14 protein-coding genes and 1 other RNA gene are annotated in these 16,933 nt (G+C 47.5%); 10 read left to right on the top strand and 5 right to left on the bottom strand.

Annotation, left to right across the window (positions count from 1 at the left end; genetic code table 11):
- The first annotated feature begins 2 nt into the window (after positions 1–2).
- A complete protein-coding gene (locus ATORI0001_RS01930; protein ID WP_003148361.1) occupies positions 3–782 on the top strand; it encodes a copper homeostasis protein CutC in 780 nt (259 codons plus the stop codon).
- Between the two features lie 26 nt (positions 783–808).
- Entirely contained in the window at positions 809–1,438 is a 630-nt protein-coding gene (locus ATORI0001_RS01925; RefSeq protein ID WP_003148154.1) for an RDD family protein, read from the top strand.
- 55 nt (positions 1,439–1,493) lie between these two features.
- On the opposite strand, the gene ATORI0001_RS01920 is transcribed toward ATORI0001_RS01925, so the two are convergent.
- Positions 1,494–2,315 carry a Cof-type HAD-IIB family hydrolase gene (locus tag ATORI0001_RS01920; protein WP_003148413.1) on the bottom strand — a complete coding sequence of 274 codons (822 nt, stop codon included), beginning with the start codon at positions 2,313–2,315 and terminating at the stop codon, positions 1,494–1,496.
- A 22-nt stretch (positions 2,316–2,337) separates the two neighbouring features.
- Positions 2,338–3,138 carry a MurR/RpiR family transcriptional regulator gene (locus tag ATORI0001_RS01915; RefSeq protein ID WP_003148358.1) on the bottom strand — a complete coding sequence of 267 codons (801 nt, stop codon included), beginning with the start codon at positions 3,136–3,138 and terminating at the stop codon, positions 2,338–2,340.
- 193 nt (positions 3,139–3,331) lie between these two features.
- On the opposite strand from ATORI0001_RS01915, the gene ATORI0001_RS01910 reads away from it, so the two are divergent.
- The 5 genes from ATORI0001_RS01910 to ATORI0001_RS01890 all read left to right on the top strand — a co-directional run bounded on the left by ATORI0001_RS01910 (position 3,332) and on the right by ATORI0001_RS01890 (position 7,963).
- A complete protein-coding gene (locus tag ATORI0001_RS01910; RefSeq protein ID WP_081450659.1) occupies positions 3,332–3,772 on the top strand; it encodes a PTS sugar transporter subunit IIA in 441 nt (146 codons plus the stop codon).
- 20 nt (positions 3,773–3,792) lie between these two features.
- Entirely contained in the window at positions 3,793–4,278 is a 486-nt protein-coding gene (locus ATORI0001_RS01905; protein WP_003148175.1) for a PTS sugar transporter subunit IIB, read from the top strand.
- 57 nt (positions 4,279–4,335) lie between these two features.
- Positions 4,336–5,952 carry a PTS system mannose/fructose/sorbose family transporter subunit IID gene (locus ATORI0001_RS01900; RefSeq protein WP_003148528.1) on the top strand — a complete coding sequence of 539 codons (1,617 nt, stop codon included), beginning with the start codon at positions 4,336–4,338 and terminating at the stop codon, positions 5,950–5,952.
- A 58-nt stretch (positions 5,953–6,010) separates the two neighbouring features.
- The gene (locus ATORI0001_RS01895; protein WP_003148667.1) at positions 6,011–6,823 is read left to right on the top strand and encodes a BtpA/SgcQ family protein; all 813 of its coding nucleotides are present in this window, start codon (positions 6,011–6,013) and stop codon (positions 6,821–6,823) included.
- A 162-nt stretch (positions 6,824–6,985) separates the two neighbouring features.
- Positions 6,986–7,963 carry a Gfo/Idh/MocA family protein gene (locus tag ATORI0001_RS01890; protein WP_003148535.1) on the top strand — a complete coding sequence of 326 codons (978 nt, stop codon included), beginning with the start codon at positions 6,986–6,988 and terminating at the stop codon, positions 7,961–7,963.
- A gap of 51 nt (positions 7,964–8,014) precedes the next feature.
- On the opposite strand, the gene rnpB is transcribed toward ATORI0001_RS01890, so the two are convergent.
- An RNA gene (gene rnpB / locus ATORI0001_RS07610) (RNase P RNA component class A) lies at positions 8,015–8,382 on the bottom strand.
- A 112-nt stretch (positions 8,383–8,494) separates the two neighbouring features.
- Between rnpB and ATORI0001_RS01885 the strand changes: the two genes are divergently transcribed.
- Together ATORI0001_RS01885 and ATORI0001_RS01880 are read left to right on the top strand one after the other, a co-directional pair.
- Positions 8,495–9,046 (top strand): PTS sugar transporter subunit IIA, encoded by a 552-nt coding sequence (locus tag ATORI0001_RS01885; protein WP_003148519.1) that lies wholly within the window; start codon positions 8,495–8,497, stop codon positions 9,044–9,046.
- Positions 9,046–9,687: an IMPACT family protein gene (locus ATORI0001_RS01880; protein ID WP_003148245.1), complete on the top strand. Its 642-nt coding sequence runs from the start codon at positions 9,046–9,048 to the stop codon at positions 9,685–9,687. Before ATORI0001_RS01885 ends, ATORI0001_RS01880 begins: the two co-directional genes overlap by 1 nt.
- Before the next feature lie 69 nt (positions 9,688–9,756).
- Here the strand turns inward: ATORI0001_RS01880 and ATORI0001_RS01875 are convergent, their stop codons facing one another.
- Positions 9,757–11,271 (bottom strand): C1 family peptidase, encoded by a 1,515-nt coding sequence (locus tag ATORI0001_RS01875; RefSeq protein ID WP_003148323.1) that lies wholly within the window; start codon positions 11,269–11,271, stop codon positions 9,757–9,759.
- Between the two features lie 140 nt (positions 11,272–11,411).
- The gene (locus ATORI0001_RS01870) at positions 11,412–12,770 is read right to left on the bottom strand and encodes a C1 family peptidase (RefSeq protein WP_003148831.1); all 1,359 of its coding nucleotides are present in this window, start codon (positions 12,768–12,770) and stop codon (positions 11,412–11,414) included.
- A gap of 299 nt (positions 12,771–13,069) precedes the next feature.
- Here ATORI0001_RS01870 and dnaE point away from each other — a divergent pair, with 299 nt between their 5' ends.
- On the top strand, positions 13,070–16,900 hold the full coding sequence (gene dnaE, locus ATORI0001_RS01865) for a DNA polymerase III subunit alpha (RefSeq protein WP_003148563.1): 3,831 nt from the start codon (positions 13,070–13,072) through the stop codon (positions 16,898–16,900).
- The last annotated feature ends 33 nt before the right edge of the window (positions 16,901–16,933 follow it).

The raw sequence follows: 16,933 nt of genomic DNA, 5'->3' as shown, positions 1-16,933 counted from the left end.
ATATGCAGAAGATTGAACATGTGCAACGGTTCAGCGTTGAAATTTGCTGCGGTTCGTTTGCCGATGCCTTATCAGCGGAGAAGGGCGGTGCGCACCGAATAGAACTCAACGCGGCTTTGCCACTGGGAGGTTTGACGCCAAGCGTTTCAAGCTTGAAGCTGGTCAAAGAACGTACGTCGCTCAAAGTCATCTGCATGGCTCGCCCGCGAGCCGCCGGCTTTGCCTATTCTGACGACGAGTTTCATCAGATGAGAGATGAGGTTCAGGAACTTCTGAGGGCAGGTGCCGACGGAATTGCGTTTGGCATATTAGCCCCTGACGCAACGATTGATCTTTCTCGCTCGCGCATACTGTCTGACATTATCCATGAGGCGGGAGCCACTGTGGTATTTCATCGTGCGTTTGATCTTACGCCGCAGCCTTTTGATGCCATTGAAGCTCTGATTGAAATTGTTCATGCTGACAGAGTTCTTACTTCAGGCCAGCGTCCGACTGCCCTTGCCGGCGCCCCTTTGATCGCAAAACTTCAGAAAAACTACGCCGCTCACATTGAGATTCTCCCCGGATCGGGCATTAAGCCGGAAAATGTGGCTCAGCTTATACGAGAAACCGGCGTAACTCAGGTGCACGCATCATGTAAAGGAGCTGCAGAAGATCCCACCACACGGTCTCCCTTTGTCAGTTTTGCGTATCGTGAGGGTAGCGAGGCTTGCTATCATGAAAAAGTTATGACCGGTCGTGTATCGGAGCTTATACAAAGCGCCTCAGAAGCATGGGCGTAGTTTCAAAGAGCGTATGAGAGGATAGTATGGATAGCCAAGAGAGCGTAGATGACAAGAAGACCAGCGCCAAAAAGACTGGCGTATCCGAAGATCAGCAATTAGTTCCAAGCGAGAAGAACCAGCCGGCAGACGTTCATTTGGGAATACGATTTATTGCCTATCTGGTTGATTGGTATCTTGGGGCTTTGGTGACGTCACTCCCGACGGCTCTTTTTGCACAGAAACTCTACGGTGACGTAACTCAACAGAATATTCTCTCGTTTGAAGCTCCTTATGGGCTCATTGCAGGAGCGCTCTCACTGCTGTGCGCCATTCTGTATTTTGTGATTTTGCCGGCCTTTGTCTGGGAAGGTCAGACACCGGGAAAGCGTTTATTTCATCTTAAAATCGTGGCCGCAGACGGATCGCGAGCGTCACTTGGGCAGCTGTTGTTGAGACAGGTTATAGGAATCATCGTCGTTGAAGGGGCTCTTGTAACGGCCAGTGCAACTCTTCGTAATGTCGTACAGCTAACCTCTGGGGTTTCACTTGCCTATGGGCTATACGTTGGGATTGTTGTGAGTTTGGTAAGCGTGGCATTGCTTTGGTTTACCAAAGATCACAGAGCACTTCATGATTTTATCGGTACCACAAAAGTGGTACGCGCTGCACAATAAAATCTTACAAGAGGACTTACGGTAAAGGCTTACGACAAGAACTTACGATAAAGGCTTACGAGAGGACAAACTTCTCGATAACCTCGGCGACACCGCCGGCGTTATTGTCAAGCGTGGTGACGTAGTCTGCCTGGCTCTTAAGCTCTTCGGGGGTATTTGCCATGAATACGCCAAGGCCGGCCGTTTTGATCATGGGTAAATCATTGTAGTTATCGCCGATGGCAATGATGTCTTTTGTGGGAATGTTAAGAATATGTCCAAGGCGCACGAGGCCGGTACCTTTATTTATGCCTTTCTTGTTAAATTCAAGGTAGCGATTTGCCGAGAAACTCACATCGATATCTTCAGTGATGTCTTGCCATTCGGCGGCAAGGCGGTGGAGATAGGCTGCATCGGTGTTCATGACCAGGCACTTGATGATCTTCTCGCCGGCGAGAAATGCCAGATTAGGTTCGGTGGTCTCATCCATTTTTTGTAGCTTGCTGGTATAGAAGCGCTCGATTTCAGGAACGTTCCATGCCCAGATTTTGTGAGCCGTATAGACATGGACGCAGAGATCGCCGAGGGTAAGAGCCCTTTGAAGAATTTCGTTAGCAAACTCGTGAGAGATGCCTTCCATGCTGATAATGTGGTTATCTTTGTTTTCGGTAATGATTCCACTGTTAAATGAGATTGTATATTCGTCTGGTTGGTCATAAAGACCGAGCTCTCGCAAGGTAACTTGGATGCTTTGATAGTTTCTGCCTGATGCGGGGACAAACTTCACGCCCTTTTTACGTGCGGCAAGAACAGCCTCGCGTACGTTTTTGGGGAGACAATGTTCTGAGTCAAGCAGCGTTTCGTCAAGATCGCTTGCAATGAGCTTGTAGGATGACATGGAGTTCCAATCTGTTTGGTGCTTAGAACATTCCGGATATGATAGGCGGGAGAGGCTCGGGATCCTTTTTAGACAATTTGGAGATTGATAGCATTACTATGCTGCAAAATGCAAGCATAGAGGTCATAGGCTCAATATAAACAGGATAGCGCTCAGTTTGCCATGTGGGAAGCAGAATGAAATCATCGGCATATTTTTTGAGAGGATGCGTAGCTGAATGAGAGACAAGTACTACATAAGGACGTCGATTTTTTGGTAAGTCTTGAATGATATTGATAAGAAGTCGTTGTGTATCATTTTTTGAAGAAAAAATGATTATAAGGTCGTCTGGATTCACGACATGCATATAAATCATTTCCTGTCCATTTTGGGCAAAATAACAGGGGATTTTATATTTCAGAAGTTCCATTGAAAGCATGAGTGCAGGAGGAGCGCTTAATCCTCCACCCGTAGTAATTACTTTCCCCGAACGTATAATTCGCTTTGTCAAATTGCGAAAGACTTCTTTTTTTACTGATATATCGGTGGCTCGTACCATGTTACATAAATACTCAATAGGGTTTTTTTCTTGTGAAGCCGTTTGTGTAGGTGTGTGTGTCGACAGGGATAGCATGAGATCCATACGGAACTCGCTGAATGTGTCGTATCCTATTTTTTGACAAAACCGACTTATGGCACTCTGAGAAACTCCTGCATATTGAGCTGCCATAGTTGTGGTGCTTTGGACAAAGCTTTCAGGATCAGCAGTAATTGCCTCAAAAATGAGATGTTCTGTTGGCGTAAGTTTACGCTCATTTGAAGACATTTGCTGGAATGCATCCATATATCGCTCCAATTTGAATAGTCAATTCAGTCTGGTTACAACTATGATACTCAGATTGGCATAGTCGCAACTTCTTAAGCTACCAAGTATTGAAAATTTTGACATAAAGCTACGTTTACCGTCCAAATTAGGCCATTCAGGGTAGTTTATTCATTAAATATTGAATAAGTATTTCTAAAATTATAGAATAGCAATGAGAGTGGTGGAGGAGGAAAAGAAGATGTTCGACCTTTTGATTGTCACGCATGGAAATTTGGGGACAGAGTTTCTAGCGACATTGGATCTTGTTTACGGAAAACCCAATGGTTGGATAAATGCATGCGGATTTTTAGCAAAACAGAGTCCTGAAGAACTTTACGCTCAAGTTGAAGACTATGTTTGGCAATCAAGAAATCGAGGGGGATGTCTCATAGTAACAGATATACCTGGTGGCAGCCCGTTTCTTATGTCGGCTCGTGCATACAAGAAGTTTCATGACACGATACCCGTTGAAGTCATAAGTGGATTGAATTTAGGCATGTTGCTTGAAGTCGCTTCAATTCAATCTGAAAAAACGCTTTCTGAAGCTGCAGAAATTGCTTGCTCCTCAGGAATGCAGTCAGTAAGAAGCTTGTTTACTCAGTTGGATTTATAGAATATGGAAAGGAGGTTGGAATGTATATAACCGCCTACAGAGTTGATGAACGATTGGTGCATGGGCAAATCATGACATCATGGTTAAAGTACCTACAGCTAAAACGAATCATAGTAGTTGATAATCAGCTGGCTCAGGACGATTTTATGTCCACAGTGCTTTCTATGAGTGCCCCTGCTGGAGTAAATATTGAAATTTTATCTGTTGATGAAACTGCAAAACGTCTTATGCATAGCGATTCGGATGAAAGAACAATGCTGTTATTTAAGAGAATTTCAGCGGCACTTGAGCTTTCAAAGAAGCTGGAAGGTACCAATATCCCTATAACAGAGCTCAATTTGGGCAATTTGGGATCTTTGCCGGGAAGAGTTCAAATTACAAAAAATATTTTTCTTTCCAATGAAGAAAAAGAGCAGATAAAAAGCCTGCAAGACATGGGGGTGAACGTTTTTTTGCAAATGCTGTATACCGATCAAGCTATACCTGTTAGTCAAGTCCTTTTGTAAAAGTACAGGATTCAATCTCTGTTTTTATATCCGTTTCAGATGAAAGGGGTGGGTTAAATGATGCTTGCGCTTCAGGCGCTTATCATCGCGCTTATTACATGGTTTGCCGCAACTGCCTGTCCGATGTGGCTTCGGTGGTCAGTTTATTTTGGAGCCCCGCTTGTCGCAGGTCTTGTAAATGGATTATTGCTTGGCAACCTTGGATATGGCTTATCAGTTGGTTCTACGGTAATGATGGCCTATATCGGTATGGTTGCCATCGGCGGATCCCTTCCAAGCGACTATGCTCTTGCAGGATATTTAGGTGTGGCAATGACGATGCTTGCCGGTACTGATCCTTCTGTTGGTCTTACGATTGCGGTTCCGTTGGGTCTTTTAGGTCTGTTGAGCTTTAATGTAAAAATGTCTTTGAACTCAATTTGGATTCATAGAGCTGACAGATATGCTGCTGAGGGTAATTCTCGTGGTGTTATTATCATGAATCTATTTGCTTCTCAGATTTTTCCTTTTGTTACTTATGCTATCCCTTCTTTTTTGTGTATTTTCTTCGGTGCCAGTACACTTGAAATGTTGCTTTCGATTGTTCCTCAACAGGTGATTTCCATTCTTTCACTTGCGGGACACCTAATTCCTGCACTTGGCCTCGCAATGTTGATGGGAGTACTCTATAAAGCATCTCTTGTTCCGTTTTTTGCAGTTGGATTCGTACTTTCATCGTATCTTGGACTTGGTACTATGCCTGTAGCAATTATAGGTGCTGCTGCTGGTATTTTGCATCTCATATATACCTCTGGAGATACCTCAGTATTTGAAAACCTTTCGTTTGACGAGATAGCTGAGTATAGAGGAGAAAAATGCGATACCAGCAAAAAACTCTCCAAAAAGACACTTCGTCGGTCATGGTTTGCTTGGCAATGTTGGGGGCAGATCTGCTACAACTATGAGCGCATGATGGGATTAGGATTTTGCCATTGCATGATTCCTGTTTTGGAGGAGCTCTATGGTGGAGATAAAGAGGCGGTAGCGGCGGGACTCAAGCGCCATCTTGCATATTTCAATACTGAAAACACCTGGGGCTCAATTATTCCGGGTATTACTGCAGCAATGGAAGAAGAGCGTGCAAATGGTGCCGCAATTGATGATGACATGGAAAATAATCTTAAGACTGCACTGATGGGCCCAATGGCAGGTATTGGTGACTCTGTTACTCAGAGTCTTGTCAAAGTAGTTTTACTTTCTATTGCTATTGGTTTGGCTTCGCAGGGAAGTGCTCTTGGCCCGATTCTTCTTGTGGTTCTTTTTAGTATCTATGCTCTTGGTGTTGGATATTTCTGTTATTTTTCAGGTTATCGCTTTGGAAAGAATGCAGTAACAAAACTGCTGTCAGGTGGCCTTGTTAAACAGCTGACTGAAGGTTTGGGTGCCATGGGCATGATGGTAATTGGATGCTTGGTTGCTACAGTCATTCCGATTAAATGTCCTTTAACGTTTACCCTAGCGACTGGCGTCATTGAAATGCAAACCATCTTAGATACTATTTTGCCGAAGTTTCTTCCCCTTGTAGCATTTTTACTGACGTACGTTGCTATTAGAAAAGGAGTGAAGCCAACAATAGTAATTGTTGTCATGTTTGTTGTTGCTATTGCGCTTTCTCTGACAGGTGTTCTTTTGTAATGGATTGTATTAGAGCATATAGGCCTTAATACATATGTAAATGAAGGAAAATATTGTTATGTCTACGCTTTTAGAAAAGCATTATGCTACCTTTGGCTCTTCTTGCCCTATAATTGGCTGTCTTCATATGCAAGCTTTGCCTGGTACACCGTTTTCAGATTCGAAAATTACGCTTAAGAATCAGATTGAGCGCTTAAAAAGAGATGCCTACACGCTTCAAGATGCGGGATTTGATGCTGTGGTTTTTGCTAATGAAGGGGATCGTCCTTACATAACTCCGGTAGGTTTTGATACAGTTGCAAATTATGTGAGAATAGCCACGGAAGTTATAGAAGAACTGAGTATTCCCTATGGCTGTGGAGTATTGATTGATCCTTTTGCAACGCTTGCTGCTGCGAAAGCTCTTGAAGCAAAGTTTGTCCGTACCTATGTTACTGGATCGTATGAAGGACTTTTTGGATCACAAAAGTTTAATCCAGGGGAGATTTTCCGCTATCAAAAGCAGATAGAAGCTACAGATGTTCGTGTGTATACGTATTTTGAGCCTCATGCGGGAACTTGTCTTGATGTGAGATCTAGTGAAGAAATGCTTGAGGCGGGAATTGCGAATCTTCCGATTGCAGGTGCGCTTTTTGGAGGTGCCCATGCGGGTCTTCCGCCTGAGGCTTCTCATATCGTGCGACTTAAAGAAGAATTTACAGAAGTTCCGCTGATTATTGGCAGTGGAGGGACAGCTGAAAATATCAGCAAACTCTTACCTCACGCTGACGGAGTCATTGTTGGAACAAGCATTAAGAAAGATGGAATTCTTTGGAACAACGTTGATCCTGTTCGAGCCAAACGCTTTGTTAAAGCAGCAAAGAACCTCTAATTGATAAGACTCTCATGCATAGATGATACGTAGCGTATGCCCGCTTTTGCTCATCAACATGGCAAAAGCGGGTTTTATATTACATAGAAATCTTTGGTAGTCATCTATACTATGGGGTATCTCAATAGGGAAGATATCAGAATTACATACAGAAAGGACACCATGAAGCTTGCGGTTGTTGGTACCGGAAAGATTGCACATCAGGTTGTGTCATACCTTGTTGAGTGGGGGTATGAGTTCGCGGCAATAGTAAGCACGCCTCGCTCTTTTGCACAGGCCACAGATCTTGCGCGGCTTACAAAAAGTGTTGCTTTCAGCTCTTTCGAAGATGCGCTGTCGGGTGCGGATTTTGATACGGTATATCTTACGACGCCCAACAACACGCACTTCTCGCTTGCCAAAACTGCGCTTGAAGCAGGAAAAAATGTCATTGTGGAAAAGCCTATTGCTTCAAACTTTGATGAAGCTTCGGAACTTGTGCGTATTGCTCGTGAGCGTAAGCTCTTTTTGTTTGAGGCAACCACAACACTTTATCAGCCCAACTACCAGGCCGTTAAAGAAGCGCTTCCAAGGCTCGGCAAGATTAGGCTTGTGTCGTCGAATTACAGCCAGTACTCCAGTCGCTACGAAGCCTTTTGCGCGGGGCAAAATCCGCGTGCGTTTACTTTGGAGGCCTCAGGCGGTTCATTGATGGACATTGGTTTGTATGCGGTGACATGGATTGCGGGTCTTTTTGGTGCACCTAAGCGTGTACACCGGTTTGCAAACATTCAGCGCGGGATAGATACGTCTGGTATCACAACGCTCGACTATGGCGATTTCCAGGCTGTGGCTATAGACGCAAAGGATTGTGATGGACCAAATCGCTCGGTTATTGAGGGCGAGAAGGGCTATCTGGTACAGCATACGGCACCCGGAGTGTGTGGTCGGGTAACGCTGCATCTTCGGGGCGGGGAGACGGAAGAGATTGATATGAATCCCGACAACCATTATCAGGCGGAGTTTGAAACCTTTGCACGTATGATTGATTTGGGTAACCTGGCATATTGTTCTCATCAGCTTGAGACAAGTTTGGCGGTTTCTCGGGTGCTTACCGAAGCCCGGCTTGATTCAGGCATACGCTTTTCAGTGGACGCGTGACTTTTCCGAAGGGTTGATTGCCGTAAGTTATCGCTTCCATCACGCGAGAAGATGCAAAGTGGACCTGTAAGCCGGGTTCTGTCGCGGACAACCATTTATCTACTACCAGCATTGCTGCTGATCTCTAGCGCGCAACCCGAGCGCAGTGCGGGCCACACCATAGCGCTCCTATTTGCGTTTGCTCCGGATGGGGTTTACCAAGCCACGCTGTTGCCAGCATGCTGGTAGTCTCTTACACTACCGTTTCAGCTTTTCTCTTTACGCGAATGCGCAGGTGAGAGTCTTCTTTTCTGCGGCACTTTCCGTCGGGTCACCCCGCCTGGCCGTTAGCCAGCATCCTGCCCTGTGGAGCCCGGACTTTCCTCATAGCACCCTTCCACTTGGCTGGACGGGAGCTCCGCGGTTGTCTGGTCCACTTTGCATGGGCGATTGTATCACTAAACCAAGCTAAATAGAAAAGTTTGCTTTGTTGTGTATCTGACACTGGTACTATTAAAGGGTTGGTATTCAAACGGAGTACATGGGGGAATTATGGGTCTACTAGACTTTCTAAAGAAACAGTCTGCTGACGAGAAGAACGTTGTGCCGCAGTCTGTCCACGTGCAGGAAGAAAAACTAACCGTTTTTGCACCCGCTACGGGTCGCGGCGTTGCTTTGGCCGACGTTCCCGATCCCGTGTTCTCCGGAGGCGTATTGGGCGAGGGCTATGGCATCTGGCCTGATGAAGGCATTATTTATGCTCCCGTAAGCGGCGTTATCAGCGCAACCACTCCAACCATGCACGCCCTTGGCCTTACCTCCAAAGACGGCCTTGAGATTTTGATTCATGTAGGCGTGGATACCGTTGAGATGCGCGGCGATGGGTTTACTTCCTTTGTAAAGCAGAATGAAGAAGTTAAAGCCGGCCAGCCATTGATGAGCTTTGATTTGAAGAAAATTCATGCTGCGAAGCACCCGGAAGTCATCATCATTGCGGTAACCAATACGTCTGAGCTTTCCGGGGTTACCCCCGTTGAACCAGCGGAAAAAATTGAGGCAGGAGCTCCCATCCTTCGTGTGTCTGAACAAACCGCCGGTGAGTAGTGGAGCATCCGTCATATAAAACGCTCAGGTCGGATTTTGAAGCAGTGGGCGAGATCGAGGATCGACGCAGTCGTTTTATCGCCCAACTTGCCCATACAGAATCTGAAGATGAAGCGCATGCGTTTATCGCTGTCGTTCGGAGTCGGCACCATGACGCACGCCATAACGTGCCGGCATGGGTTCTTTCGGATGGTCGTGAGCGCTGCTCTGACGACGGTGAACCGTCACGTACCGCCGGTATGCCAATCCTTGAGGTTTTACATGGCGCCGGTCTTGCCGATGTGTGCTGTGTGGTGACGCGCTACTTCGGCGGCACGTTGCTTGGGCCGGGAGGTTTGGTCCGCGCATATACCGCAGCAGCACAAATTGCTCTTACGGATGCCGAGAAGAACAACTCACTTGTTGAAATGCGGTTGGTTACCCGCGTGATGCTGAGTGTTCCGTATACGCGCTACGAGCGGATACGTCATATGGTTTCTGATTTTGGGGGCAAGATAGTACGGAGCGACTTCGGAGCAGAAGTACTTCTCGCAATGGATTTCAAAAGCGGAGAAGAGATGGCGTTTGTGGATGCACTGAAAGAACTTGGCTCAGGTGACCTTGCGCCGACGGTGGAAGCACCGCGCTTTGATACGTTTTAAGACGAGGCATACAAAAAGCGGACAACTCTGTGAGCTGTCCGCTTGTGTGGGTACGTCTTTAGCTGCGTACTAATTGCGTCCGCGACCACCGAGTGCGCGACCCATGCCGGACCATAGTTCCACCTCGACGTCCTTTGACTCGTCGTCCCAAAGCTCAAGAAGCTCTTTGGAAACGTACTCGCGGCGGACGTCAGACTCTCCACCGTAGAGACGGAACCAATCGGCGCTCATGATGAGATAACCATCCTTGCCGGCATCCTTACCCCAGCTGTTCTCAATGCGCCACTGCTTTGCCTTACCGTCTTTGTCAAGCTCAACGCCTTGGAAGGTCATGGCGTGCGTGAGGTAGGTCTCATAGTGGTCAATCATGGACGTGCGATCCATGTCAAAGTCCACGCCAAAAAGGCCATTGAAATCAACGGTATCGGTAGACAGGACGTAATTGAAATCCTGAATGCGACGGGGGAATTCCTGCATGACATCGCATGCCATGGCAACCGGATGTCCCGCTTTAAGAGAGGCAATGGTTGCGGCCTCAAGAACCTCCGGCTCAACGTTCAGGCAGCGTGTCTTCAGTCCACCGAGAACGGAATCAACATGCTTGACGCGATATACCTTACCGTAGGGGAACTGGGTGCCGGGAATGGAAACCAATGCAACAAAGTTCTCCGGGTTGATGTTGCAATACCGCTCTACAAATTGGAGTGGCGTAATACCAAAGTCGCGCAGAATCTGGGAGCCTTTCTCGTCCTTCTCGTCTGTTTCGTCCTTTTTGTCCGCAGTATTCTTTTTGCGGCTCTCTTTGGCGGAGTCGGCATCGTCTGCTTTTTCGGAAGGCTCGATGGAGGAAAGCTTCTTGGCATCAGCCTTGCAATTCTTGCCAACCTTGAGCTCAAAGTCAAACTTGATTGGCGGTTCGCCAAGGCAGACGGAAAGAATCTTGTAGAAATCGCCGAGCATTTTTTGTTTGGTTGCGTGGAGCTCATCAAGGGTTGCTCCGTTGGCTGCGGCCTTGCGGAGCAGTGCGGCGTCTTTGCGGAAAAGACGGTCGATGCGCGCGTCCATCTGGTCTGAGTTCTTAGAGCATGCAGTCTCAGGCATGGCACTCTTGGGAACCAGCCCATACTTCTTTACTAAGTTCATGGCAAAGGGATAATAGCCACCGTCTCCGATGCCCTCGGTAAGAAGCGTCTGCACCAAACGATCATCAGCAGGTTTGTTGGTAGTTTCGATGATATATTCAAGCGTTGAATTGACTTTTTCAAGCTTGTCATAAAACATACCGTATGCCTGTGAAAACTCAAACGTATCCACGTCCAAAAATTTGATGGCTTCCTGGCGAAGCACGTTGAAAGCGGAAAACATCCAGCAACGCCCGCTTTGGCGCTGATTGGTAATATCGCCGGTCTTGGGAATGGAGATACCATACGTATCGGTATAGCTGCGCATGGCGGTAACGTCGCGAGCGGCTGCCATGACATCCATGGACGTGACGGAGTTACGTGCAATACGATTGGCTCGATCTTTGCCAAACGCCCTTTGCTGTTTTGCGGCCCATTTGGGGTCAATGGTTGCTTCAGCCATAAGAATCTCCTTACTGCGTTATGGATAAACGCTGTTCAGTATATGCAGAGGCGAGAAGAACTTCTCGCCAGAAGAAAAGATGTAACAAAAATGAAAACGTGCGCCACGCGATGTGACGCACGTCTAAGAGAAAGCCGGCCTTAATCAGAGCAAGCAAGCGACCCCATGGGATCCCACGGCTCAAGTACTGTTGGCGTTTCGGTATCGAAGATATGACGCTGTTCAGGAGTGAGGTACTTTTTATCAACGACTACCTGGTATACGTACTCATCAAACCAAGGGTCAGAGATGGTATCAAAGCCGTCGCGACCATGGTCCTTACCCCAGCTGTTCTCAACCTTCCAGAGGGCGGTGTTGCCCTCGGCGTCCAGGTTAACGCCCTCAAGAACCATTGCGTGGGTCATAAGAGACTCGCCGTAGTCAAGGCGCTCAGCACGGTTGAGCGCTCCTTCAACAGGGAAGCCAAAGAGGCCGTCGATGTCGAGGGCGCGGGTATCCATGATGCCCTCTTCACGCAGGTAAGACTGGTCAACATCGCAACCAAACCAGACAGGCAGGTTGTCTTTGAGCTGAGCTACGGCAAGGCGCTTAAGCTCGGAAATCTCAAGGTTAAGGTAGTGAACGCCGCCACCCTCAATAACGTTACCCAAACGAGAAACGGTGTAGGTGTGGTTGAAAGGCTTATCAGCAGTAGGAGCGGAGATGATTGAAATGTAATCATCAAGATTCATGTCAACGGTCTTTGCGAAGAATTCCTGAGGAGTAAAGGTACCGGAAAGAACAAGCTTGTCGTCCTTATCGCGCAGACGTGTTCCAAAGTGCGCCGGCGGCTCACCAAGACAGGTGACGAGAAGGGCGTATACGTCTCCCATCATTTCTTTTTTCATCTCACGAAGTGTCTCAAGCGTTTCTCCTGCCTCGTGGGTCTCGCGCAGACGTTTGGCGGCGCCACGCAGATAGCGGGTGAGATACTTGTCCATATCGTGGGTATTGCTGGAGTTTTCGGTCTCGGGCATGGCTTCTTTAGGCACGACGCCATACTTTTTTACCAAGCTCTTGAACATGTCCCACTGCCCGCCGTCACCAATAGGGTCAGTCAAAAGAAAAGCTACCAGGCGGCCGTTAAGGGGCTCATCAAGGGTGTCAAGGATGTTCTCAAGGAACCAGTTGGACTTCTCCATCTTGTCCCAAAACAGGGGATAGGCCTGTGAAAGCTCAAAAGTGGAAAGATTGTATTTCTTGATGATGCGGTAGCGGAAGGTGTTTAAGCTTGCAAACATCCAGCAGCGACCGGACCGCTTCTGATTGGTGCGTTCTCCCTGTTTAACCTCCACATCAAAAGACAGTGGATTTTCCGCAACGCCCTCGGGAACACGCGCAGCCTTGCGTACACCGGCGGCGGTGGCGGCGTTTTTGGCAACTAAATTTGCACGATCAGCGGCAAAATGCTTCTGAGCGGCTGATACGTCATCAAGCGTAATGCTTTTCATCTCGTCCATAGTACCCCTTACGGTTTGAATGACAGAACTGCTTGAGTATATGCCCAGAGTTGGCAACCAATTTCAGAGAGTTATCCATTTGGAACTTTTCTCATCAAAAGAGTAATAAAAAATATTTGCGCAAATTTGACCTGCTATTCTCTTTCTTTTCGCTGCTAGAACATATGTTTGTATTACCGGCATGAAACGACGCTTTCAGGTATAGTAGAGAAGCGAGAAGAGCTTCGCTCAAAGAAGCCTTTTTAGCCCGTAGTTCTTCTCGCCATACAAGATGAGAGCACAGACACGAAAGAGAAGACATGGCATTTGTACATCTTCATAACCACTCGGATTTTTCCATTTTGGATGCCGCTACCCGCGTGAACGATATGGTTAAGCGCGCAGTTGATCTTAAGATGCCCGCTCTCGCACTTACGGACCATGGATATCTGTTTGGGATACCTGACTTTGACCTTGCCTGTCGCAAGTACAATGACGCTCAAAAAGACATGCAGCAATGGCGCTCTGACCTTGAATGCTTCCAGAAGAACTGGGATTTGGAAGAACCTCCGACAGATGCTTTGGATGCCGGCGAGCATGACCGTATGCACCGCCAATGGGAGAGCGATATTGCTATTTGGAATAAGACGCATGATATAGAAGCGGTAAAAGCAAACAAACCACACCCGCTGATCAAACCTATTTTTGGTTGTGAAGCATACTTTATTACGGATGACTGTATCGAGCGCGGAACCAAACAGACTCGCTATCACTTGATTCTTCTCGCCAAAAATGAAACAGGCTATGTCAACCTTATGAAGATGATGTCAGAGGCGGCAAGTAAGGAGATGTTCTACTTTAAGCCTCGCACCACCTTAGATATGCTTCGTCGCTATCATGAGGGGATTATCTGCACGTCTGCTTGCGTTTCCGGTATCATCCCCCGGAGCTTTTTTGCAGGACAGCCGGAAGAAGCAGAGCGCTGGGCGCTTATTTACAAAGAGATTTTTGGTGATGATTTCTATCTTGAGGTGCAAGATCACGGTCTGTCAGATCCCAACTGGAACGGCTTTACGGATCGTACACTGTCGGAGCAAATTTTAAATCTTGGACATAAGCTCAACATTAAGGTAGTTGCTACCAACGATAATCACTATCTCACTCGTGAAGATGCCTCCGTTCAAGATATTGCAAGTTGTATTGGTACGGGGTCAAAGTTTGCCGATGCCAATAGAAAGCGCATGTCGGGCAATGAGTTTTATTTCAAAACAGAAGAAGAAATGCGTGAGATTTTCTCGTGGGCTCCCGAGGTGATTGATAACACGCTTGAGGTTGCCGATAAGTGCAACTATGAGCTGGACTGGACGCATATGTATTTGCCAAAGTTTCCTGACCTTGCTGAAGGGGAGACGTCTGAGGAGCGCTTCCGTAAGGAATGTGAAGAAGGACTTGCGCGGCGCTATGGAGAAAACTGGCGCGAAGTGGAGATTAGCGGCATCAACGTTAAAGAGCGCTTTGAGTATGAGTACGACATTATCTGTAAAAAAGGCTTTGCGGATTATTTCCTCATCGTTCAGGAGTATGTGCGCTGGGCCAAACAAAACGGTATTGGCGTTGGGCCCGGCCGCGGATCTGCAGCGGGAGCCATCGTTGCCTATGCGATGGATATTACCACCTTTGATCCGCTTGAAAACGGCCTCATGTTTGAGAGGTTCCTCTCGCCACAGCGATCTGAGATGCCTGATATTGATATGGACTTTGACGATGAGCGTCGTCTTGAGGTTGTTGAGCACGTTCGTCAGCTCTATGGTCCCGAGCGCGTCAGCCACGTTATTACGTACTCTACCATTAAGGCAAAGCAGGCCATAAACGATGCGTGTCGCGTACTTGACTATCCGGTTTACCAGGGACAGCGCCTTTCGAAGATGATTTCAAATGATCCCAAGGCGCAGCTTTCCAAGGTGCTTCACAAAGGTGACGGTGAAAAAAACGATCTCTATAATCCTGATTTTGAGGAAGCATACAACACCGAGGAAGCTTCTCGGGAAATAATCGATGCCGCCCTTGCCATTGAGGGTTTGCATCGCGGCGAGGGCGTTCATGCGTGTGCCGTCCTCATTGCCCCCACGCCTGTCAACGACCATGTACCCACAAAGATGGATACCAAAGGCGAGGTTGAAATTACCCAGTTCGAAGGCCATTCGGTTGCGGACATGGGTCTTTTGAAGATGGACTTTTTGGGACTTAGAACTTTGACGGTCATTTCTCGCGCGCTCAAAAACATCAAGGCAAATTTTGATGTCGATATTAACGTTGACGAGATACCCTTTGAGGATCCTGAAATCTATCGGCTGATGCGTGAAGGTCGAACCTCTGGGGTTTTTCAGATTGAATCCGCAGGTATGACGGCAACCATCAAGGGCATGCGTCCAACCGAGTTTAAACACATCGTCGCACTTATCGCCCTCTATCGCCCCGGTCCTTTGGGAGCGGGAATGGTGTCCAGCTATATTGACCGCATGAATGGTCGAGAAGAGCCGGTTGACTACGATCCTCGTCTGCATGATATTTTGGCCGAAACCTATGGCACCATGGTGTACCAAGAGCAGGTCATGCAGATTTCCATGAAGATGTCCGGCTTTACGGCGGGCGAGTCCGATAAAGTTCGCAAGGCTGTGGCAAAGAAGAAAATCAAACTGATGCAAGAGGTTATCCAGCATTGGGATGACGGCGCCGATGAAACCATGGAGCAGCACTGGAAAGAAGGCGCCGTTCGAAATGGTTTTAAGCGAGAGACCGCAGAAATCATTTGGGAAGACGTTCTCAAATTTGCCTCCTATGCGTTCAATAAGTCCCACTCAGCGGGCTACGCTATTTTGGTTATGCAAACGGCTTGGTTGAAGGCACATTATCCGCATGAATACATGGCGGCAGTGCTTACCTCTTTTATGGGCAAAACGGACAAGATCGTTCACTATGTTTCGGCGTGCCGACAAGAGGGAATTAAGGTAAGCCAGCCGGATATCAATGAATCCGGCCGTGACTTTACCGCAACAAAAGAGGGTATTCGCTTTGGCTTTGCGGGTATTCGCGGCGTGGGTGCCGGTGTGGCGGAAGCCATTATGGCCGAGCGACAGAAGGGAGGTCCGTTTAGCAATCTTCGGGACTTTATCGATCGTATGGACGCAAGCCAGGCAAAACGTAATGTTGTCGAGGCCCTCATTAAAGCCGGCGCATTTGACTCAACGGGATATACCCGTATGCAGCTTATGAAGCTTATTGATAAAAACAATCCTGAAAATCTTTTGGATTCTGCGGCAAAGCGCCAAAGGGATAAAGCGTCCGGACAGATTTCGATGTTTGACCTCTTCTCTGAAGTTGAGGGTTCAGGGTTTACGGAGGATTTTCCGGATCCTGATGGAGTGGAATGGGAGCGTCGCTTTAAACTGAGCCAGGAATACGATGTGCTGGGTATTTACGTTTCCGATCATCCGCTCACGCCGTATGCGTATGCTCTGTCGCTTGCACGTGATTATGAACTTGTCGATATTGATGCAACAGAAGAATACCGTGCCCCTGACGGTGGCATTAAAGAAAGGTTTAAGGTGCCTGAGGGCGAGAATATCCGTCTTTCGGGCATGGTTACAAACATCCAAAAGCGTATAACAAAAAACGGCGACCCCATGGCCATCGTTACCTTGGAGGATATGGAAGGCGAGCTTTCTTTGGTCCTGTTTCCAAAGGCATACAAAAAATATGCCTCTACGCTGGCGGGAAGTGTTGACCCAGAAACCGGAGAGACGCAGGGCGATGTTATCGTGGGTGTTTTCGGCAAGCTTGAGCGATCGGATCGAGGTACGCAGTTTATCTGTTCAGGGGTTACTCCCATTGAGTTGAATGAGGCTAACAAGCGCCCGCGTGTGCTTGAGATTCAGATTCCCGTCTCAAAGTTTTCCCGCGCCAACTATGAGATGCTCAGTCAAATTTTTAATAAGTACCGTGGGAATGACTGCGTTGAACTTCGGATTGAGAGCACTCAAGGTGACGTTATGCACATGGAGATAGCTACGCGTGTGGATGCTCGCAATATGGCAATGATTACAGAGCTTTCATATGTGCTTGGCGAGAAGGGCTTTGCTCATGTAGTTTAGAATCAACGTTTCAAAAATGTTATTTAATTTGTA

It is taken from the genome of Lancefieldella rimae ATCC 49626, from assembly GCF_000174015.1.
In the GTDB taxonomy this organism is placed as follows: domain Bacteria; phylum Actinomycetota; class Coriobacteriia; order Coriobacteriales; family Atopobiaceae; genus Lancefieldella; species Lancefieldella rimae.
The sequence above is the reverse complement of the archived record's forward strand: the minus strand, read 5'-3'. Positions and strand labels throughout refer to the sequence as shown.

What these genes read in the sequence shown, in the direction of transcription:
- ATORI0001_RS01930 (WP_003148361.1), top strand. Translation starts at nt 3, where the DNA reads ATGCAGAAGATTGAACATGTGCAACGGTTCAGCGTTGAAATTTGCTGC.
- ATORI0001_RS01925 (WP_003148154.1), top strand. Translation starts at nt 809, where the DNA reads ATGGATAGCCAAGAGAGCGTAGATGACAAGAAGACCAGCGCCAAAAAG.
- ATORI0001_RS01920 (WP_003148413.1), bottom strand. Translation starts at nt 2,315, where the DNA reads ATGTCATCCTACAAGCTCATTGCAAGCGATCTTGACGAAACGCTGCTT.
- ATORI0001_RS01915 (WP_003148358.1), bottom strand. Translation starts at nt 3,138, where the DNA reads ATGGATGCATTCCAGCAAATGTCTTCAAATGAGCGTAAACTTACGCCA.
- ATORI0001_RS01910 (WP_081450659.1), top strand. Translation starts at nt 3,332, where the DNA reads ATGAGAGTGGTGGAGGAGGAAAAGAAGATGTTCGACCTTTTGATTGTC.
- ATORI0001_RS01905 (WP_003148175.1), top strand. Translation starts at nt 3,793, where the DNA reads ATGTATATAACCGCCTACAGAGTTGATGAACGATTGGTGCATGGGCAA.
- ATORI0001_RS01900 (WP_003148528.1), top strand. Translation starts at nt 4,336, where the DNA reads ATGATGCTTGCGCTTCAGGCGCTTATCATCGCGCTTATTACATGGTTT.
- ATORI0001_RS01895 (WP_003148667.1), top strand. Translation starts at nt 6,011, where the DNA reads ATGTCTACGCTTTTAGAAAAGCATTATGCTACCTTTGGCTCTTCTTGC.
- ATORI0001_RS01890 (WP_003148535.1), top strand. Translation starts at nt 6,986, where the DNA reads ATGAAGCTTGCGGTTGTTGGTACCGGAAAGATTGCACATCAGGTTGTG.
- ATORI0001_RS01885 (WP_003148519.1), top strand. Translation starts at nt 8,495, where the DNA reads ATGGGTCTACTAGACTTTCTAAAGAAACAGTCTGCTGACGAGAAGAAC.
- ATORI0001_RS01875 (WP_003148323.1), bottom strand. Translation starts at nt 11,271, where the DNA reads ATGGCTGAAGCAACCATTGACCCCAAATGGGCCGCAAAACAGCAAAGG.
- ATORI0001_RS01870 (WP_003148831.1), bottom strand. Translation starts at nt 12,770, where the DNA reads ATGGACGAGATGAAAAGCATTACGCTTGATGACGTATCAGCCGCTCAG.
- dnaE (WP_003148563.1), top strand. Translation starts at nt 13,070, where the DNA reads ATGGCATTTGTACATCTTCATAACCACTCGGATTTTTCCATTTTGGAT.